The 19,415-nt window shown below is 65.9% G+C and carries 16 protein-coding genes and 1 pseudogene; 8 read left to right on the forward strand and 9 right to left on the reverse strand.

Going from position 1 to position 19,415, the window contains the following annotated elements:
• Positions 1-104 precede the first annotated feature (104 nt).
• Complete coding sequence (locus ONR75_RS29165; RefSeq protein WP_265080314.1) at positions 105-773, forward strand: N-formylglutamate amidohydrolase; 669 nt, start codon at positions 105-107, stop codon at positions 771-773.
• A gap of 204 nt (positions 774-977) precedes the next feature.
• On the opposite strand, the gene ONR75_RS29170 is transcribed toward ONR75_RS29165, so the two are convergent.
• Both ONR75_RS29170 and ONR75_RS29175 read right to left on the reverse strand, forming a co-directional pair.
• Entirely contained in the window at positions 978-1,952 is a 975-nt protein-coding gene (locus tag ONR75_RS29170) for a DUF3592 domain-containing protein (protein WP_265080315.1), read from the reverse strand.
• 81 nt (positions 1,953-2,033) lie between these two features.
• A pseudogene (locus ONR75_RS29175) lies at positions 2,034-2,643 on the reverse strand (LysE family translocator).
• A 133-nt stretch (positions 2,644-2,776) separates the two neighbouring features.
• On the opposite strand from ONR75_RS29175, the gene ONR75_RS29180 reads away from it, so the two are divergent.
• Together ONR75_RS29180 and ONR75_RS29185 are read left to right on the forward strand one after the other, a co-directional pair.
• Positions 2,777-3,091 carry an ArsR/SmtB family transcription factor gene (locus tag ONR75_RS29180; RefSeq protein ID WP_265083842.1) on the forward strand — a complete coding sequence of 105 codons (315 nt, stop codon included), beginning with the start codon at positions 2,777-2,779 and terminating at the stop codon, positions 3,089-3,091.
• Complete coding sequence (locus ONR75_RS29185) at positions 3,084-3,539, forward strand: SRPBCC family protein (RefSeq protein WP_265080316.1); 456 nt, start codon at positions 3,084-3,086, stop codon at positions 3,537-3,539. The genes ONR75_RS29180 and ONR75_RS29185 overlap by 8 nt, the downstream gene beginning before the upstream one ends.
• Positions 3,540-3,566: 27 nt before the next feature.
• On the opposite strand, the gene ONR75_RS29190 is transcribed toward ONR75_RS29185, so the two are convergent.
• From ONR75_RS29190 to ONR75_RS29210, 5 genes are all read right to left on the reverse strand, one after another.
• A complete protein-coding gene (locus tag ONR75_RS29190) occupies positions 3,567-4,394 on the reverse strand; it encodes a DUF2189 domain-containing protein (protein WP_265080317.1) in 828 nt (275 codons plus the stop codon).
• Between the two features lie 73 nt (positions 4,395-4,467).
• A complete protein-coding gene (locus tag ONR75_RS29195) occupies positions 4,468-6,078 on the reverse strand; it encodes an acyl-CoA synthetase (protein ID WP_265080318.1) in 1,611 nt (536 codons plus the stop codon).
• Positions 6,079-6,351: 273 nt separating this feature from the next.
• A complete protein-coding gene (locus tag ONR75_RS29200; protein ID WP_265080319.1) occupies positions 6,352-6,807 on the reverse strand; it encodes a GatB/YqeY domain-containing protein in 456 nt (151 codons plus the stop codon).
• Positions 6,808-6,906: 99 nt separating this feature from the next.
• The gene (locus ONR75_RS29205) at positions 6,907-8,529 is read right to left on the reverse strand and encodes a glycosyltransferase family 39 protein (RefSeq protein WP_320109668.1); all 1,623 of its coding nucleotides are present in this window, start codon (positions 8,527-8,529) and stop codon (positions 6,907-6,909) included.
• A 153-nt stretch (positions 8,530-8,682) separates the two neighbouring features.
• The gene (locus tag ONR75_RS29210; RefSeq protein WP_265080320.1) at positions 8,683-9,384 is read right to left on the reverse strand and encodes an alpha/beta fold hydrolase; all 702 of its coding nucleotides are present in this window, start codon (positions 9,382-9,384) and stop codon (positions 8,683-8,685) included.
• Positions 9,385-9,492: 108 nt separating this feature from the next.
• On the opposite strand from ONR75_RS29210, the gene carA reads away from it, so the two are divergent.
• The 5 genes from carA (at position 9,493) to ONR75_RS29235 (ending at position 17,053) form a co-directional block, all read left to right on the forward strand.
• Positions 9,493-10,683, forward strand: coding sequence for a glutamine-hydrolyzing carbamoyl-phosphate synthase small subunit (carA, locus tag ONR75_RS29215; protein WP_265080321.1), 1,191 nt, complete (start codon positions 9,493-9,495; stop codon positions 10,681-10,683).
• A gap of 300 nt (positions 10,684-10,983) precedes the next feature.
• Positions 10,984-11,418, forward strand: a complete 435-nt coding sequence (locus tag ONR75_RS29220; RefSeq protein WP_265080322.1) for a PaaI family thioesterase — start codon at positions 10,984-10,986, stop codon at positions 11,416-11,418.
• A gap of 55 nt (positions 11,419-11,473) precedes the next feature.
• On the forward strand, positions 11,474-12,004 hold the full coding sequence (locus tag ONR75_RS29225; protein ID WP_265080323.1) for a hypothetical protein: 531 nt from the start codon (positions 11,474-11,476) through the stop codon (positions 12,002-12,004).
• 497 nt (positions 12,005-12,501) lie between these two features.
• Positions 12,502-14,697 (forward strand): TonB-dependent receptor, encoded by a 2,196-nt coding sequence (locus ONR75_RS29230; RefSeq protein ID WP_265080324.1) that lies wholly within the window; start codon positions 12,502-12,504, stop codon positions 14,695-14,697.
• Positions 14,698-14,806: 109 nt separating this feature from the next.
• A complete protein-coding gene (locus ONR75_RS29235) occupies positions 14,807-17,053 on the forward strand; it encodes a TonB-dependent receptor (RefSeq protein WP_265080325.1) in 2,247 nt (748 codons plus the stop codon).
• Positions 17,054-17,061: 8 nt separating this feature from the next.
• Here ONR75_RS29235 and ONR75_RS29240 read toward each other — a convergent pair whose 3' ends face one another.
• Positions 17,062-18,570: a glycosyltransferase family 39 protein gene (locus ONR75_RS29240; RefSeq protein ID WP_265080326.1), complete on the reverse strand. Its 1,509-nt coding sequence runs from the start codon at positions 18,568-18,570 to the stop codon at positions 17,062-17,064.
• Between the two features lie 64 nt (positions 18,571-18,634).
• Positions 18,635-19,378: a ribonuclease HII gene (locus tag ONR75_RS29245; protein ID WP_265080327.1), complete on the reverse strand. Its 744-nt coding sequence runs from the start codon at positions 19,376-19,378 to the stop codon at positions 18,635-18,637.
• Between the last annotated feature and the right edge of the window lie 37 nt (positions 19,379-19,415).

The following is a 19,415-nucleotide window of genomic DNA, read 5'->3' on the forward strand; positions in this document are numbered from 1 at the left end:
CTACGCCTCGGCGCCGGGGAAGTTCCCCGGTCTGGGAACAAAATGCCGGCAGCGCCTCGCCGTTTCTGCTGACCTGCGATCATTATGGCCGGCTGATCCCCGCCATGCTGGGCGACCTCGGCCTGCCCGACAGCGAGCGGCGGCGCCATATCGGCTGGGATATCGGCATTGCCGGCGTCGCCGAGCAGATGGCAGGCGCGCTGGGCGCGCATCTGATCGCGCAGCGCTATTCGCGGCTGGTGATCGACTGCAATCGCCCGCCGGAAGCGCCGAGCTCGATCCCGATCATCAGCGAAGCCACCACGGTGCCGGGCAATGAGGGGCTGAGCCGCGACGAGGCCGAGGCGCGGCGGCGCGAGATCTTCGATCCCTACCACCAGCGTATTCGCGAGACCATCGACCAAAGGCAGCGCGACGGCGTGCCCACGGTGCTGGTGGCACTACACAGTTTCACGCCGGTCTATGCCGGCATCGCCAGGCCCTGGCACATCGGCACGCTCTATCAGAAAGACACTCGCCTGCCGCCGCTGCTGCTGGATTTCTTGCGCGCCGAGCCGGATCTCGTGGTCGGCGACAACGAGCCCTATGCGGTGTCGGATGCCACCGACTACACCATTCCGGTCCATGCCGAAGCGCGCGGACTGATGAATACCGGCATCGAGATCAGGCAGGACCTGATTTCGGATCAGGCCGGCGAGACGCAATGGGCCGAGCGGCTGACGCAGATCTTTGGCGAGATCGAAGCGGTGCTGAAGACGAAGGGGCTGATCTAGGTGGAGCTACTTCCTTCCCTCTCCCCAAGCGCAGCGAAGCTGCGCGCAGGCGGGAGAGGGTGGATCGAACACGCGCAGCGGGTTCGAGCCGGGAGAGTGGGCTCTTCTACAGCGCTTGCCGCCGTCCCTCTCCCGCCTTCGCTGCGCGAAGGCACCCTCTCCCGCTGCGCAAAGCTTCGCTTTGCTGGGGGAGAGGGAAAGAAACTACCCATGCGTCGCGACGTAACCCGCCGCCACCGCAAATCCCGCCGCGATGGCCCACAGGAACCACGCTGCCCCGCCGCCCGGATTGAGGGTGGAGTCGGTCGGGTTGGCGGGGTTGACGAACACGCGGACCGCCGCGCCGTTCTGGTAGTCCATGCCGAACAAGCGCATCTGCCAGCGTGGCGGCGACGGATTGCTGGTGCTGATGCTGCCGGCGCTCCCGATATAGGCGATATGGTTGAAGCGGTAGCTGTAGGTCACCTTGCGCTCGTGCATCATCGGTCCGGCGCGGCCGGTGTCGCTGTCGGCGCTTTGATAGGTCTCCACGCCCGATAGCTTGATCACGCCGGGCACCACCGGCCAGCTCCGCGCCAACCTCGACTGGCGATGCAGCGCCAGCCCGAACAGCGCGATGAAAAAACCGAACGCGCCCAGCGCCATCACCAGCGGCGACAGTTTGGGATCGGCCAGATGCGCGGCAACATAGTCCGCCATGTGCTTGCCGCCGAACGCGCCGCCGAACACGATGACCAGCACGATGACGATGCCCCAGGCCAGGCAGCCGGCGGCGCCTTTCGGCAGATCGCGCTCCAGCACCGCATCCCGCGGGTGCCGCGGATTGTAGTAAACGGTGACATCGGCGCCGACCGGATAGCGCGCGATGGTTTCGGCAACCTCGAAATTGCCGCGGTTCTCGCCGATGTCGACGCGGTTGTTGCGCAGCTTCTGTCCGCTCACCGTGTATTCGTAGACGATATTGGCGAAGTTGCGCTGCTCAAGGCGCTGGCGATCGGCACGGGTGTCGTCGATCACCTTGACGTCGCGCACTTCGGAAGTCGACACCACGACCTTGCCGGGCGTCGACGGCCAGTCGCTGGCGGCACGGACCTGGAGATATTTCCAGGTTGCGGCGATCAGGAAGAGGACGGCCGGCGACAGCACGATCGCATAGGCGTACCAGGGGATATCGGGCAAGGCGCGACCTCGGGAAGAACCGACGCCGGTTGACGCCATGAGGCTTGGACGCCGCGTCGGGCGGGATGGTTCAATCGCGCCTCAGCGCGCCCGCGTCAATGCCAGCCAGATCCCGCCGCCGATCATGAAGCCGCCGGATGCGCGCGACAGCATTCGCGTCCGCCGCGCCGAAAAGAACTTTCGCGCACGGCCGGCGAGGATTGCATAGATCGCGTCGGTGATCCCCGCGATCACCATGAAGGTGAATCCGAGGATCGCGACCTGCAGCATCTGGTTCTTCTCCATGTCGACGAACTGCGGAATGAAGGCGCCGAAGAACACCAGCACCTTGGGATTGCTGAGCAGCACCAGCAGGCCCTGCAAAGAAGCCGCCGCGCGGCGGCGCCACGTCGGCATCGAGGCCTTCGACCGGCGCGCGGATCAGCTTGATGCCGAGCCACACCAGATAGGCCGCGCCCGCCAGGCGCACCCAGTCGAACCAGTAGCCCATGGTGGCCATCAGCGTGGCCAGGCCGAGCGCGACGATGCCGATCACGACGGCCAGTCCCACTTGCGTGCCGGCAATGACAGTCAGTGCAGCGCGGGTGCCGTAGCGCAGGCCGCTGGCGATCACCAAGGTGACATTCGGTCCGGGCAACAGCGCCAGCGCGACGCAGGCGGCGACGAAGGCGAGATAGAGCTGAAGGGACATCGATTGGCTCCGGAGCTGCGTCCTGCCTGGCCACGTGCCGGCCATGACGGCGTCGGTTCAACTCTAGCAGCAATCGGGATCGCCTCAATCGTCGACTTGACATGCAACTATTTGGTTGCCTATTATCTCCGCCATGGATGAAGTCTTCAAGGCACTGGCCGACGCGTCGCGACGTTCGTTGCTGGACCGGCTTCATGCCCGGAACGGCCAGACGCTGAACGAACTGTGCGACGGCCTCGCCATGAGCCGGCAGGCGGTGACCAAGCATCTGGCGATCCTGGAGGCCGCCAATCTGGTCGCGACCATCAGGCATGGCCGCGAGAAGCTGCACTATCTCAATCCCGTGCCGATCTTTGACATCGGCGAGCGCTGGATCAGGAAATTCGAGCGCGGCAAGCTCACCGCGCTCAGCGCCTTGAAACGCCAACTGGAGAAGGACGATGAGTAAACCGGAATTCGTCTACACGACCTTCATCAACACCACGCCGGACAAACTCTGGCACGCTTTGACCGATACGGATTTCACCGAACGCTACTGGTTCGGCTGCAAGCTGACCTCGGACTGGAAGGTCGGCTCGCCCATGCAGATGACGCGCGGCGGCCAGATCATGAACGAATGCGTCATCCTGGAATCCGATCCGCCGCGCCGGCTGGTCTATAGCTGGCTGACGGTGTTCGACGAGGCCATGAAGCAGGAGCGGCCTTCGCAGGTGACGTTCGTGCTCGAACCCACCACCCGGGGCGCCGTCAAGCTCACCGTCACCCACGACGGCTTCGCTGAAGGCAGCAAGACCCTGCCCAGCATTTCCGAGGGCTGGCCGCTGGTGCTGTCGAGCCTCAAGAGCATTCTCGAGACCGGCCAGCCGGTGGCTTTCGAGAAGACAATCGCGGCGTAGAGCAGGTCTTGCCGGCTCGATCGGAGCCTATCCCGTCGCCGGCGATCCGAGCGGCGGCGGCGACGTCACCGCATCGGACGCCGCGACCGGCACAACGATGCGCCGGTACAGATGCCAGGTGGCGTGGCCGAGCACCGGCAGCGTCACCAGCAGGCCGAGGAAATACGGCAGCGACGACACCGCCAGTAGCACCACGATGACCGCGGCCCAGCCGATCATCGGCAGCGGGCTCATCACCACCGCGCGCACGCTGGTGATCATCGCGGTGACCGCGTCGATGTCGCGCTCCAGCAGCAGCGGGAACGACACCACCGTGAGCGAGAACAGGATCAGCGACAGCGCCGCGCCGACCAGATTGCCGAGCGCCAGGAACACCAACCCTTCATTGGTGGTCAGCACCACCGTGATGAATTCCGGCAGGCTGGCGAAGGATGCATTGAGGCCGAGCAGCACGGCGATCAACAAGCGCACCTGGTACATCCAGATGAGGAACACGAACAGCGTGACGAAGGCCATCCAGCCGATCTCGCTGCGCGTCTTCACGGTGGCCCAGATGCCGCGCCACGACGGCCGCTGCCCGGCCTCACGCTGGCGGCTCACCTCATAGAGGCCGACGGCAACGAACGGCCCGATCAGCGCAAAGCCGGCGGCCAGCGGATAAGCGAGGTAAACCATGCCGAATGCGGTCAGGCTGAGCAGGATGGCGATGCCGCCAGCGACGTAAAGCGCGCCGAAGGCCAGCCCGAACAGCGGCGCCGCCTGGAAATCGCGCAGCCCCTCGCCCAGCGACTCCGCGATGTCGGCGGCGGTGATGCGCCGGACGACCGGATCGGTCTTTCCCGAGATGGATGTCATGGGCTTCCCCTCCCAATGCTATTCTTATGGGAGGCATCATGCGCCGTCGCCGGGCGGCGTCAATACGCGATGATCAGCCCAGCGCGCGCAATTCGCGCCGCAGCACCTTGCCGGTGGCGGTCATCGGCAAGCTGTCGGCGAACTGCACGTGGCGCGGATATTCGTGCGCGGCGAGCTGCACCTTGACGAAGTCCTGAATCTCGCGCGCCAAGGCCTCGCCGGCCTCGAAGCCGGGGCGCAGCACGATCCAGGCCTTGATCGCCTCGGTGCGGATCGGATCGGGCACGCCCACCACCGCGGCATTGGCCACCGCCGGGTGCTTGAGCAAGGTATGCTCGATCTCGGAGGGGCCGATCCGGTAGCCGGCGGAGGTGATCACATCGTCCTCGCGGCTGACATACCAGAAATAGCCGTCGTCGTCCTGCACCCCGAGATCGCCGGTCAGCAGGAATTCGCCGGCAAATTTCTTCGCGGTGCCTTCCGGGTTCTGCCAGTAGCCGAGCATGGTGCAAGGATTGGGCTGGCGGACGCCGACAATGCCGCGCGCGCCTGATGGCAATTCCTTGCCGCTCTCGTCGACGATGCGCACGTCAAAACCTGGCGTGGCCTTGCCCATCGATCCCGGCCGGATCGGGAACAGTTTTGCATTGTTGCCGACCACCAGGTTGCATTCGGTCTGGCCGTAGATCTCGTGGGCATCGATGCCGAAAGTGTTGCGCACCCAGCCGAGCAATTCGGCACCGAGCGACTCGCCCCCGGTCAGCATGCTGCGCAGGTGCACCCCGGGATGTTTGACATCGGCCTGCCGCATCAGCTTCAGCGCGGTCGGCGGCAGGAACACATTGCGCACCTCGTGATCGGCCATCAATTGCATCGCGGCCTGCGGCTCGAACTTTTTCGCGCGATGGCCGACAATCGGCACGCCGTGATACCAGGCCGGAAACAGCGCGTCGAACAGCCCGCCGATCCATGCCCAGTCCGCCGGCGTCCAGTAGACATCATTGGGCTTGGGGAAGAAGCCGTGCACCATCTCCACATTGGGAAGATGGCCGAGCAGCACGCGATGCGCATGCAGCGCGCCCTTAGGATTACCTGTCGTGCCGGAGGTGTAGATGATGATGGCGGGATCGTCGCAGGAGGTATCAACGGTCGCGAAATCGTCGGAAGCAGACTCGATCGCCGGCCAGAACGATTTCGCTGCCGCACCGGGCGTAGCCGAGGTCACATAGATATGCTGCAGATCCGGCAGCCGGTCGCGGATCCTGGACAGCTTCGCCCACCCGCTCGCGTCGGTGACCACCGCCTTCGCCCCGGAATTGGCCAGCCGGAATTCCAGCGCGTCCTCGCCGAACAAAGTGAACAGCGGCACCGAGACGAAGCCGGAGCGGAATGCAGCAAGATGCACGATCGGCAATTCCACCGACTGCGACAGGAACACCGCAACGCGATCGCCGCGACTGAGCCCGTCGGCCTTCAGGACATTGGCAAAGCGGCGCGAAAAGGATTGCATCTGGTCGAACGAAAAGCGCGTCGTGGCGCCGTCCTCGTCGACATAGATCAACGCCAGCCTGCCCGAGCCATCGGCGTGACGGTCGCAAGCTGCTGTGGCGATATTGAAACGCGCAGGAATGTCCCAGCGAAACTCGCGATAGAGCTGATCGTAGTCGGACGTTTCGGTGAGCATCGCGGACGGCTCCCTGAAGTTTATTATCATTCGGCGGCGCTCTTTACCTCTCCCCGCTCTTCGCGGGGAGAGGTCGACCGGCGAAGCGCAGCGAAGCCGGTCGGATGAGGGGCGAGGCACCGGCCCGCCTGATATTAAATTCTTCGGGTCGAAAGCTGCAGACCCCAGAGCGAATTGTATGAGGTGAGCACGGTGCCCGGCCCCTCACCCGGAGCCCTCCGCTTCGCTCGGGGTCCGACCTCTCCCCGCGAAGAGCGGGGAGAGGTTAAGGATTCACGCCGTCAGCGCAGCCTTGACCAGGCCGCTGGCCTTGGCAAAATCCATCTGGCCGGAATACTTCGCCTTCAGCGCGGCGATCACCTTGCCCATGTCCTTGATGCCCACAGCATTGATCTCGGCGATGGCGGCGGCGATCGCCGTCTTGACGTCGTCGTCGGACATCTGCTGCGGCAGGTAGGCGGTGATGACGGCGATCTCGGCGCGCTCCTGGTCGGCCAGTTCGGCGCGGCCGCCCTTGTCGTAGAGTTCGACGGATTCCTGGCGCTGCTTAATCATTTTCTGCAGCACCACCAGGATCTCGCCATCGGTGAGCAAGGGCTTGCCCTCGCCGCGGGCGGCGATGTCGGCGTTCTTGATGGTCGAATTGACCATCCGCAGGGTGGACAGCTTGCGCTCGTCCTTGGCCCGCATAGCGTCCTTGACGGCATTGTTGATATCGTCGCGCAGCATCTCGCGTCTCCTTCACGGTCCGCCGCGAGCGCGGCGCCGGATTGATCGGTCGGGACGATCTAGGCCGTTTGGCCCGCGCATACAACCGCGGACGAGGGTTCAGCGGTGCCGCTGGCTGGCGCCGACGTCATCGGCCGGCACGCGCGACGGTGCCGGCTGGCCAGCGGCCACCGGCAGCACCATCAGTGCGGCGATGCTGGCGGGCCGGCCGGGACGCCCCCAGAGCTGCGGCGTCACGGTGAAATCAACACGGCTGTATCGCGGAGCAATCGCCGTCACGCTGGCCATCCAGCCGAGGCATGCCGCGTTGTCGGCGAAGCACATCGCCGCCCAGCCCTTGTCGAGCGTGGTCACCCGCGGCATGCCCCACTTGTACTGGTGGCGGAAGGGGCGGGAATAACGCGGGTGATCGGGGCTGTAGAAGGCAGTGGCGAAGGCCAGAGGGTCGTCGCCCGACACCGCCGGCAGCGGCACGTGGGCAACGTCATGCCAACGTCGCGTCAGCTCCATGGCGGCCAGCCGGTAATAGGTCCGGTCGTTGGCGCCCGCGTCATTGCGATAGATGGCATGAATCGGCGCCGCCACCGTCACGGCCAACAGCGCGATGCCGCCAACAAACACCATCATGTTGACGACGTAGAGCCGTTCGAGCGCGAAACTCGCGCCGCAGACGATCAGGATCGCGACCAGGAACAGCCCCTGCAGCGCCCACAGCGACGGCATGTCGGTGCCCAGTGCGACGGTCGTGACCACCGGCAGCGCGACGGTGCCGAACAAGATCCAGAACAGCAGCACCAGGCCGGGATTCATGGCACGGAAATCCGCTACGAATCTCGCCAGCCGTGTCTCCGCGCTCAGGATCCACACCAGCGCGGGCAGCGCCATCGTCGCGGCCAGGCCCAGCAGGAACATCGCCGCCTCGACCAGCGACTGCCGGAAGGGCACGCCGCCATGGACCTGCATGGCATAGCTGAACGGCGTGGCGCCGGTGGTCGCCAGCCAGTACAGGTGCGGCCCCAGCACGGCCAACCCCGTCAGCGTCGACACGACGGGCGACCAGGAGCGGAAATACAGCCGGCGCTGCGGATGCATCAGCGCCGCCAGCGCGAAGCTGCCGACCAGGAACACCGAATAATACTTGCCGAGCATCACCAGCGCGGCCATCGCGCCGGCCGCGGCCGACCAGGCGACGGTCCGGGTCTCAAAGGCGCGTAGAAAACAGTACGTCGCCAGCGGCCAGACCGCGAGCAGCACGGTGTTGGCGTTGAAGCGCTGGGCATGAAACTGGTAGGCCGGCAGCAGCATCAGGAGCAGCAGTACCACCGCGCGTTGGTCGCCGCGCACGAAACGGCGCGCGATCAGGTCGACGGCCCACAGCGCCACCGCGGCGTTGGTCATGGCCAGCAACTGGATCGACCAGTCGGTCAGCGGAAACACCAGGGTCCACAGAAAGGCGATCCAGCCCATCAGCGGCGGATGCTTGGCATTGCCCCATGCGAAATCGCGGCCCACCACCCAGGCCTCCAGGGCGTCGGCATGCAGGTCGCCGCTGAGATAGGCGATCATCAGGAACAGCAGCCAGACCGCGGCGAAGGCGGCGATCAGCAGGGGAATGCCCCAGCCCTTCTCGATGCCGTCGAGCCAGCGCAAGAACGGCCGCCGCCACCGCGCAGGTGAGGCAGCGGAGCGTGCCGCCATCACGGTGAAATAGTCGAGTTGCAAAGAAAATGTCCGAAAATAGACAGAAAGATGGCGTTTGCTAGCGGCGATTGCCCGTTGCCGCAAGCGCTGGCGGGGGCATTGGAGCGATTCAATTTGATCCCGCGTATCACCGCATCGGCGACACCCGTATGCAAAATGGCCGGAGAGGTCGATTCAGCCGCGCAACCACGACACCAAGGCCTCGGCGGTGGCTTGCGGCCGCTCCGCCTGCGACAGATGTCCGCACTCCGGAATGATCGCCAGCGTCGCGCCGGCGATGGCATCGGCCATGTCGACCGACTGGCTGTTCGGGATGGTGGCGTCCTGATCGCCCGACAGCACCAGCGTCGGGCAGCGGATCGCGCTCAGGGTGGGCCGCGAATCCGGCCGCTCCATCACCGCGGTCTGCTGGCGGATGAAGGCCTCGGGACCGATGTCGTCGCCCATGTCATGGACCAGCCGGCGCAACCCGGGGTCGTCCTGCCGCGACGGATGCACGAAACCGGGAAACAGTTCGTCGAGCACGTCGTGAAATCGCCCGGCCTCGACCCGGGAAATCTGCCCGCGCCGCCGCTCGCTGGCCACTGGGGTGTCCGGCACGGCCTGGGTGTTGAGCAGCGCCAGCCGCATCACCCGCTCCGGCGCCTGCCTGATGATCTCGAAGGCAATGTAGCCGCCCATCGAATGGCCGGCCAGTGCGAAGCGCGGCGGCGCCTCGGCCAGGATGCGGCGGGCGATCGCCGCCATGCTGTCGTCGCGGATGTGGTTGGCCACCGCCACCGGGCCGCAGCGCCACAATGCAGGAATGACCGGGGCATAGATCCGGGGCGACGAGGCCAGACCGGGAACCAGCAGAATCGGCATTGCCTCGGCCATGTTCATCTCCCCTTGCCGCCCAAATTTCCACCATTTGCGGCGATTGTCATGTGAATCTACCTGTTCCGGCTTTGACGCAAGCCCGGCTGCGGACTATGTAGTCCACTCATGACCCCCTCTGAAAATGCATCAGCCTGGCCGGACCACAAACCGACCGCGCTCCTCGTGCTTGCCGATGGCACCGTGCTCGAAGGCTTCGGCCTCGGCGCGGAAGGCCAGGCGGTCGGCGAAGTCTGCTTCAACACGGCGATGACCGGCTATGAGGAGATCCTCACCGATCCCTCCTATGCCGGGCAGCTCATCACCTTCACCTTCCCGCATATCGGCAACGTCGGCACCAACGACGAGGATATCGAGACCGTGAACATGGCGGCGACGCCGGGCGCCCGCGGAGTGATCCTGCGCGCAGGGATCACCGATCCGTCGAATTACCGCTCCACCCGCGACCTCGACGCGTGGCTGAAGGCGCGCGGCATCATCGGCATCTCCGGCATCGACACCCGCGCCCTGACCGCGCTGATCCGCGAAAAGGGCATGCCCAACGCGGTGCTGGTTCATGCCAGGGATGGCGTGTTCGACCTGCACGGCCTGAAGGAAGAGGCCCGCGAGTGGCCCGGCCTCGAGGGTATGGACTTGGTGCCCATGGTCACCTCGTCGCAGCGTTACAGCTGGGATGAGACCCCGTGGGAATGGGAAAAGGGTTTTGGCCGCCAGACCGCGCCGGAATTCCATGTCGTGGCCATCGATTACGGCATCAAGCGCAACATCCTGCGCCTGCTGGCCGGCGAGGGTTGCAAGATCACGGTCGTTCCCGCCACCACCTCGGCCGAAGACATCATGGCGCTGAAGCCGGACGGCGTGTTCCTGTCGAACGGCCCGGGCGATCCCGCCGAGACCGGCAAATATGCCGTGCCGGTGATCCAGCAGGTGATCGCCTCGGGCACGCCGACCTTCGGCATCTGCCTCGGCCACCAGATGCTCGGCCTCGCCGTCGGCGCCAAGACCAAGAAGATGCATCAGGGCCATCACGGCGCCAATCACCCGGTCAAGGACGAGACCACCGGCAAGGTGGAAATCACCTCGATGAACCACGGCTTTGCCGTGGACGAGGCGACCCTGCCCGCCGGCGCGCTGCAGACCCACATCTCGCTGTTCGACGGCTCCAACTGCGGCATCCAGCTCGAGGGCAAACCGGTGTTCTCGGTGCAGTACCACCCGGAAGCCTCGCCCGGCCCCCGCGATTCGCATTACCTGTTCCGGCGGTTCTCGGACCTGATGCGCGCCAGGAAGGCGTCGTAGCTGCACGCGCGTCGGCGTAGCCGCGTCCACTGTCGCCTCGCACTCCGACTGTCATCCCCGCGCATGCGGGGATCCAGTAGACACAGACGCTGGTGATCAATCGCGAACATCGGCGAGTACTGGGTCGCCCGGGCAAGCCGGGCGACGACAGCCTGTGGCGAAATAGCGGGCACGGCGCATCCGCCTTTGCTCGCCCTGCGATCGCTGGATATGATGCCCGTCATTAAAACCTGACGGAGTCGCCATGACCGACGCCCCTTCCCCCGATACGACGTCGTCCCCACCGCGCTGATGGCCTCCATGCCCGGCATCGACTTCGTGCGAAAAATGTTCGCCGGCGAATTGCCGGAACCGCCGATCATGGAGAATGTCGCGCCGTTCGACTGCAGCGCCGAACCCGGCGTCGTTGTGTTTCATAGCGAGCCGGGCTTCCGGCACTACAATCCGATCGGCTCGGTGCATGGCGGCTACGCGGCGATCCTGCTGGATTCCGCCATGGGGCTTGCGGTGCACAGCATGCTGCCGCCTGGCAGCGGCTACACCACGCTGGAATTCAAGATCAGCTTCATTCGCGGCATGTCGAAAGAGTCCGGCACGGTGCGCACCGAAGGCCGGACGCTGAATGTCGGCCGCCGCGCCGCCACCGCCGAAGCGCGCATCACCGATGCAAAGGGCCGGCTGCTCGCCCACGCCACCACCACCTGTCTGGTGTTCGAGGTTCCCGCGTCTGCGTGACGGGGAACATCGGCGGGGGCTGCGGGTTAATCCGGGCACCTGATGCGGAGGCCCGATGACTGCCACCACCGACAACATCAAGCCGCTGATCCTGCCCTTCGACGACGATGGGCTGGTGCCGAACAATGTGCTGCCGCTGCTGCTCTACAAGGGCGTCATCGATGTCCCGGCGCGATTGCAGGAACACGCCGTCGAGCAGTTGTTCGAGGGCAATGGCTGGGGGCAGACCTGGCGTGACGGCATCTACGACTTCCAGCACTATCACGCCACGGTGCATGAGGCGCTCGGCGTCGCCCGCGGTCGCGCGCTGGTGCTGTTCGGCGGTGAGCAGGGCGAGGCCATCGAGATCACCGCCGGCGACGTCGCCGTGCTGTCCGCTGGCACCGGGCATAAATGCCTGTTCGCCAGCCATGACCTCAGCGTCGTCGGCGCCTATCCACCGGGTGCAACCATGCAGGTGACGCGGCCGACGCCGGAGAATTATCGCAAGGCGCGGGCGATTATTCCGAAGGTGAAATTGCCGAACACCGATCCGGTGTTCGGCGCCGACGGGCCGTTGGTGCGGATCTGGAAATCGGCTTCGTAGACCATCGCGTCGCGTACAACGGCTGATAAAACGACAGCCGTGCAGCTCGGCCGCATGTTGCCGCGGCAATACGTCCCATGTTCGAACGTTTCAAATATAGAAGCTATCTAGTGTTGCTCCCGGTTGATTGACGTTCGCATCCCGTTCCGACATCACAAGAAACAACGGGCCGACGAAAAGCCCGCCACACATCGCGCATCAATGCGTTCGCGCGCCTTGTTGCTTCTTTATGCGCGGAGGACTGAGACGCTATCGGAGCCGACACCACAGCACGCCCTGCTCACCCGCATGACGATCGCTGAAGCTATGACGCGGCCTGCTCGGCCGCTCCTCGCAGAGCCACGGCGTTCGATGCCCCCTCCCCCGTGACCGCTACGGGATCGCCCCGTATTGATTAATGCCAGCAAACCGGCTCACGCGCCGGTGTCAGGATGTCTATGTCTCGTTGCCGTTCGCTCGGTGGCGTGAGCCTGCTTGTTCTGTCGGGTTCGCTTGCCATGTTGTCGTCCCCTGTCCACGCCCAGACGCCTGCACAGACGTTGCCGGCGGTGACCGTGGATGCGCCGAAACCGGCACGCGCCAAACCGGTCGCCGCACAACGACGAGCCTCGACCGGCGCGGGGCGCCGCTCGCCGGCGCCCGCCACGGCGCGCGCGCCGGACGTCAACGCGACGGTGCGCAGCGCCACGGCGGACAGGCCACCGGCTTTCGCCGGCGGTCAGGTGGCGCGCGGCAGCCGTCTCGGCATGCTCGGCAATACGGACACGTTCAGATCCCCCTTCGCGACCGCCAGCTACACCAACGAAACGGTGCGAAATCTGCAGGCCGCGACCGCCGCCGATGCATTGCTGCTGGATCCGTCCGTGCGCGTGACGAGCCCGGTGGGCGGCATCGTCGATTCCTTCTACATTCGCGGTTTCCCGATTGCCGAGGGCACGTCCGGCGAGGTCGCGTTCGACGGCGTCTACGGCATCGCGCCGAATTTCCGCGTGTTCAACACCTATGTCGACCGCATCGAGGTGTTCAAGGGACCGTCGGCCATGCTGTCCGGCGTCTCGCCTAACGGCGGCGTGGGCGGCGTCATCAACGTTGTGCCGAAACGCGCCGAGGCTGACCTCAGCCGCATCGGCATCGGCTACGTCTCCAAGGGCTTCGTCGAGACCAACATCGACCTCGCGCGCCGCTTCGGCGAGCATCGCGAATTCGGCCTGCGCTTCAACGGCAAGCTCGGCGGCGGCGACACCGCCCTCGATCACCAGTCGGATCGCCTGCATGTCGGTTCGCTGGCGCTCGACTACCAGGGTGAGCGCTACCGTTCCTGGATCTACGCATTCACGCAGGACGAGAAGATCCAGGCGCCGACCCGCCCGTTCACGATCTCCAGCGGCCTGGCCGTGCCCGCAGCGCCCGACGGACGCACCAACCTCACCCAGTCCTGGGAATGGTCGCGGATCAAGGAATCCTCGGCGCTGTGGAAGAACGAACTCGACCTCTCGGATTCGGTCACGCTGTTCGGCGACGTCGGCGGCTCGAAGACCAACGTCGAACGCTTCTTCGGCGTGCCTAATATCTTCAATGCCCGGGGCGACACGACCACCACGCCACAATATTACAATCTCGATGTCGATCGCTTCACCTTCGATGGCGGTGTGCGGGCCAAGTTCGACACCGGCTTCGTTCATCACGCGATTTCTGTGCAGGGATCGCACTACGAGGACCAGCAATACCGGGCGTTTCCCGCGGGCCAGTCCTATCTGTCCAACCTCTATGCCCCGATCGCTCAGCCCGAGCAGGGCTATACGATCCCGTCGTTCAAGCCGCGATTGTCCGACACCACGCTGAACGGCGCGGCGATCGCCGACACCATGTCGGTGCTGGACGAGCGCGTTGCACTGACCCTCGGCGTCCGCCGCCAGCAGGTGATCGCGCACAATTTTTCCACGGTCACCGGCCTGCAGACAAGTTCCTACGATCAGAGCGCCACCACGCCGATGGCCGGCCTGGTGGTGCGGCCGCTCGAACATGTCTCGCTCTACGCTAATTTTATCGAAGGCCTCAGCCGCGGCGATATTGCCCCGGTCACCGCGGTCAACTCCGGCGAGGTCCTCGCGCCCTACCGAACCAGGCAATATGAAACCGGCGTGAAGGTCGACTTCGGCCGGATCGGCACGACGTTCAGCCTGTTCCAGATCACCAAGCCGAATGGCGAGTTGAATGCCGGCGTCTACTCGGCGGGCGGCGAGCAGCGCGTGCGTGGTGCGGAGCTGAGCGTGTTCGGCGAAATCACGCCCGGCCTTCGCGCGGTCGGCGGCCTGACGCTGTTCGACGCCGCCGTGACCCAGACGGCGACGGTTGCCAACCTTGGCAAGACGCCAGTCGGCGTTCCCTCCGCGCAGTTCAATCTCGGCGGCGAATGGGACCTGCCGGGTGCGCCAGGCGTGACCCTGACCAGCACGCTGATCCACACCGGCCGGCAATATGTCAACGCCGCCAACACGCAGGTTCTGCCGGAATGGACCCGGCTCGATCTCGGCGCGCGCTACGTGACTTACGTCGAAGGCCGCAAGACCACGCTGCGCGGCACCGTGCAGAACGTCGCCGATACCAATTACTGGGCGAGCGTGGCCTCGTTCGGCACCTTCGCACAGGGCACGCCACGCGTCTTCCTGCTGTCGCTGGAGCTTGAACTGTAAAGCCGGCCTCAGTCTTCGCACTCATCTGGCCGGATTCGGTTCCCGTACGCGGCACTGCGTCCGGCAGATCATCTCAAACCAGCCGGCCCGCGCCGGTGTCGGTGTTTCCATGTCTCGTTACCGTTCCCTCTGTGTCGTCAGCCTGCTCGTTCTGTCGGGCTCGCTTGCCATGTCGCCGTCCGATCTGCTCGCCCAGGCGCCCGCACAGACCCTGCCGGCGGTGACCGTCGATGCGCCGAAACCGGCACGCGCCAAGCCGGTCGCGGCAAGACGGCGGGTCGCACAGGGCTCGGCGCGCCGCGCGCCGGCGCCCGCCGCGGCACGTGCGCCGGACGTCAATCCGACGGCGCAGAGCGCGGCGGCGGACCGGCCACCGGCGTTCGCCGGCGGTCAGGTGGCGCGTGGCAGCCGTCTCGGCATGCTCGGCAATGCGGACACGTTCCGATCGCCGTTCGCGACGTCGAGCTACACCAACGAGACCATCCGCAATCTGCAGGCATCGACTGTGGCCGATGCGGTGTTGCTGGATCCGTCCGTTCGCGTGACGAGCCCGGTCGGCGGTGTCGCGGATTCGTTCTTCATTCGCGGCATGCCGAGCTTCGAGGGCGCGGCCGGCGAGGCCACCTTCGACAGCGTCTACGGCATCGCGCCGAATTTCCGGCTGTTCAATACCTATGTCGACCGGATCGAAATCTTCAAAGGACCCTCGGCCATCCTCTCCGGCCTCTCGCCCAACGGCGGCACCATCAATATCGTGCCGAAACGCGCCGAGGCCGACCTGAGCCGCATCGGCATCGGCTATGTCTCGAAGGGCTTCGCCGAGACCAACATCGACCTCTCGCGTCGCTTCGGCGACCATCGCGAATTCGGTCTGCGTTTCAACGGCAAACTCGGCGGTGGCGACACCGCGCTCGATCACCAGTCGGATCGCCTGCATGTCGGTTCGCTGGCGCTTGACTACCAGGGCGAACGATACCGCTCCTGGATCTATGCGTTGACCCAGAACGAGCGCTTTCAGGCGCCGACCCGCCAGTTCACGATCTCCAGCGGCCTTGCCATTCCGGCCGCGCCCGATGGCCGCACCAACCCCACCCAATCCTGGGAATGGGCGCGGATCAAGGAGTCGTCGGTGCTGTGGAAGAACGAACTGGATCTCTCGGACTCGGTGACGCTGTTCGGCGACATCGGCGGCTCGAAGACCAACATCGAGCGCTTCTTTGGCTTGCCGAACATCGTCAATGCCCGCGGCGACACCGAAAACACGCCACGCTACTACAATATCGACATCAATCGCTTCACCTTCGACGGCGGCGTCCGGGCCAAGTTCGACACCGGCTTCGTGCATCACGCATTTTCGGTGCAGGCCTCGCACTACGAGGACCAGCAATACCGCGCGTTTCCGACCGGGCAGACCTATCTGTCGAACATCTACAACCCGATCGCTCTACCCGAGCAGGGCTACACGGTGCCCGGGCTGAAGCCGCGGCTGGCCGACAACACGCTGAAAGGCGTGGCGCTCGCCGACACCATGTCGGTGCTGGACGAGCGTGTCGCCCTCACAGTCGGCGTCCGCCGCCAGCAGGTGATCTCGAACAGTTTCTCCGCGGACACGGCGCTGCTGACCAGTTCCTACGATCAGACCGCGACCACGCCGATGTTCGGGCTGGTGGTACGACCAATCGAGAATGTGTCGCTTTACGCCAACTATATCGAAAGCCTCACCCGGGGAGATATCGCCCCCGCGATCGCGCTGAACGCGCGCGAAATCCTGCCGCCCTACCGGACCAAGCAATATGAAACCGGCGTCAAGCTCGACTTCGGCCGGATCGGCACGACGTTCGGCCTGTTCGAGATCCTCAAGCCCAACGGCGAGTTGAACGCCGGCATCTTTGCAGCGATCGGCGAGCAGCGGGTGCGCGGCGCCGAGTTCAACGTGTTCGGTGAAATCACGCCCGGCCTCCGCGCGGTCGGCGGGCTGACGCTGTTCGATGCCGCGGTGACCAGGACGACAACGGTCCGCACGCTCGGCAAGGTCCCCGTCGGCGTTCCCTCCGCGCAATTCAATCTCGGCAGCGAATGGGATTTGCCGAGCGCGCCGGGCGTGACCCTGAGCAGCACGCTGATTTACACCGGCCGGCAATATGTCGACGCCCTCAACACGCAGGTTATTCCGGAATGGACCCGGCTAGATCTCGGCGCGCGCTACGTCAACTATGTCGAGGGGCGCAAGACCACGCTGCGCGGCACCGTGCAGAACGTCGCCGGCACCAACTACTGGGCGGGGGTAGCCTCGTTCGGCACGTTCACCATGGGCACGCCGCGCGTCTTCCAGCTGTCGCTCGAGGTCGAACTCTAGACCGGCCGCTACGGCGCCTTGGGCCGCACGATGGCCCAGCCGATCCGCAGCAGCGGCTGACGGCCCGACACCAGCCGCTCGAAGGCGCGTGGCACTTCGGGGACCAGGTCCGGAAAACGGCGGGCGATATCCTCCGGTGGGGTGCCGATGGTGTCGGCGGCGCGCCACACCACCACGCCGCCGGACGCGCTGAACTGCTCCGGCGTGATCCAGGGCGTACGCGCCGCCCCGCCATCGAGCAGCAGGTGCGGCCGCGATGCGCTCATGCCGATCAGCGCGGCGAGTTGCGGATCGCCCGCGACCGCCTGCAGCGGGCGATTGGTCCGGCGTTCGAAACTCTCGCCAAAGAACTTGCCGATGGCACTGGCCGGCAGCGCGGTGCTCTGCTCGCCGCCGCCCAGCCAGGGCAGGAACAGGGTGCTGGCCACCACGGCGAGCGCCGGCGCCACCACGGCGAAGGCCCACACCTTGCGCAGCAGCAACTGGTGCCGCAGGTGCACGAGATCGCCGGTGGCCACCACCACCGCGAGACCGGACATCAGCAGCGCGATGCCGGCGCCGCCGACCGCCTGGTCGCGGCCGTACAGCGCGGCGGCGAGGCTGCCGATCAGCGCCGGTGCGAGGGCGAAGAAAAATACGTAACCGCGCGCCAGCGCGTCGACCGGCGCGCGAAACACGATCGGTGCGTCGTCGGACTGCCGCGCCACGCGGCCCCAGTTCAGCACGGTCAGCACCACGATGCCGGTCATCGCCAGCAGCAGGCCGGCGATCTGCCAGCCCCAGGCGGTGGCGACGGCGGCGGGATCGTTCAGCCGCGGCAGTTCGGGCAGGACGCGGAAACCGGCGCGCATCACCCAGATCGACCACGGCAGCACCAGCGCGACGATCACCAGCAGCGCCAACAACGGATCGAACGACGCCAGGTTGCGGCGACCGCGCGCGGTGAACAGGCCGAAGGCCAGCGGCAGCAGCAACAGCCACGGCGCGTTGACAGTGGTCAGTAGCAGCAGTCCAGCCTCGATGGACAGCGCGAACCAGGCGCTGCGGCGGCCGAGGCCGATCGCCTGCCAGCCATGCAGCAGAACCAGCGCGAACAGCGGTCGCGCCAGCACCTCGGGCCCGAATGCAATACCGGGCGAGCTAAACGCCGTGACGGTCAGCGTCAGCAGCACCGCAATCACGGCCTGCGGCCCGCCGACGATGGCCCGGCCCAGCAGGTACAGCGCGTTGAAGGTGACGATGAAGCACAGCTGCGCGAGCAGGTAGACGCCCACGATATGGCTGCCGGTGGCGCGGAAGGCGATATCGGCGAGCCAGAAGGCCAGCGGTGGCCCGAGATCGGTGCCGACCTGGTATTCCCGGCCGAAGGCCAGCACGGTGGCGACGTCGCCGGGCGGTCCGCGGTACAGCATCAGCGGCACGATCAGCCACAACGCGGCCTGGAACAGCACGACAACCCAGAACATCAGCCGCGGCCGGGCGCGGATCAGTTCGACAATCAGGGAGGTGAAACGCATCAAGCGACCGCGCAGGTTCAGTATCGTCCGGTGATAGAGCGCGGCGGGCGGTGAAGCAACCGGATCAGCCGGCGGCGGCTGCGATCTCGACGGTTTCGAGGCTGGTCTCCGCCAGCATGGCACCGGCCCGCGCCATCGCCTCGTGTTTCTCGCGCGCCGCAGCCACCGGGGCGAACAGGCGGCGGTGATGCACCGTCGGGCCGAGCCGGCCGAGCGCCGCCAGATGGCCGGGCACGCCGTAGCCCTTGTGGACCTCGAAGCCGTAGCCGGGACATTCCTGCGCCAGCTGGCACATCAGCCGGTCGCGGGTCACCTTGGCGATGATCGAGGCCGCAGCGATCGACAGCACCAGGCCGTCGCCGCCGATTACGGCCTCGCAGTTGCAGGCCGCCTCGATCTTGTCGCGGCCGTCGACCAGGACATGCTGCGGCCGGTCCGGCAGCGCATGGACTGCGCGCGCCAGCGCCCACAGCGAGGCCCGCAAGATGTTGTCGCGGTCGATCCGCGCCGGTGCGGCGAAGGCCACCGCGAAGGAGGCGGTGGCACAGATCTCCTCGAACAGTTCCTCGCGCTTGGCCTCGGTCAGGCGCTTGGAATCGTCGAGGCCTTTCGGAATCCGTTTGGGATCGAGCACCACGGCGGCGGCCACCACCGGACCGGCCAGCGGGCCGCGCCCGGCCTCGTCGCAGCCGGCCACCGGCCACACGCCCTGCTTCAGCAGCGCGCGCTCGCGCTTGAAGCTTGGCGGCTTCACGATGACTGCCGGCTTGCGCGGCTTCGGCTGATCTTTGGCTGGAACACGAATCATGCCGGGATCGTGCTGTCACCGGCCCGACAGCGCAACC

Source organism: Rhodopseudomonas sp. P2A-2r (assembly GCF_026015985.1).
In the GTDB taxonomy this organism is placed as follows: Bacteria; Pseudomonadota; Alphaproteobacteria; order Rhizobiales; family Xanthobacteraceae; genus Tardiphaga.

Coding starts and splice junctions, on each gene's coding strand:
- ONR75_RS29165 (WP_265080314.1), top strand. CDS start 105: ATGCTGGGCGACCTCGGCCTGCCCGACAGCGAGCGGCGGCGCCATATC.
- ONR75_RS29180 (WP_265083842.1), top strand. CDS start 2,777: ATGGATGAAGTCTTCAAGGCACTGGCCGACGCGTCGCGACGTTCGTTG.
- ONR75_RS29185 (WP_265080316.1), top strand. CDS start 3,084: ATGAGTAAACCGGAATTCGTCTACACGACCTTCATCAACACCACGCCG.
- ONR75_RS29190 (WP_265080317.1), bottom strand. CDS start 4,394: ATGACATCCATCTCGGGAAAGACCGATCCGGTCGTCCGGCGCATCACC.
- ONR75_RS29195 (WP_265080318.1), bottom strand. CDS start 6,078: ATGCTCACCGAAACGTCCGACTACGATCAGCTCTATCGCGAGTTTCGC.
- ONR75_RS29200 (WP_265080319.1), bottom strand. CDS start 6,807: ATGCTGCGCGACGATATCAACAATGCCGTCAAGGACGCTATGCGGGCC.
- ONR75_RS29210 (WP_265080320.1), bottom strand. CDS start 9,384: ATGGCCGAGGCAATGCCGATTCTGCTGGTTCCCGGTCTGGCCTCGTCG.
- carA (WP_265080321.1), top strand. CDS start 9,493: ATGACCCCCTCTGAAAATGCATCAGCCTGGCCGGACCACAAACCGACC.
- ONR75_RS29220 (WP_265080322.1), top strand. CDS start 10,984: ATGCCCGGCATCGACTTCGTGCGAAAAATGTTCGCCGGCGAATTGCCG.
- ONR75_RS29225 (WP_265080323.1), top strand. CDS start 11,474: ATGACTGCCACCACCGACAACATCAAGCCGCTGATCCTGCCCTTCGAC.
- ONR75_RS29230 (WP_265080324.1), top strand. CDS start 12,502: ATGTTGTCGTCCCCTGTCCACGCCCAGACGCCTGCACAGACGTTGCCG.
- ONR75_RS29235 (WP_265080325.1), top strand. CDS start 14,807: ATGTCTCGTTACCGTTCCCTCTGTGTCGTCAGCCTGCTCGTTCTGTCG.
- ONR75_RS29240 (WP_265080326.1), bottom strand. CDS start 18,570: ATGCGTTTCACCTCCCTGATTGTCGAACTGATCCGCGCCCGGCCGCGG.
- ONR75_RS29245 (WP_265080327.1), bottom strand. CDS start 19,378: ATGATTCGTGTTCCAGCCAAAGATCAGCCGAAGCCGCGCAAGCCGGCA.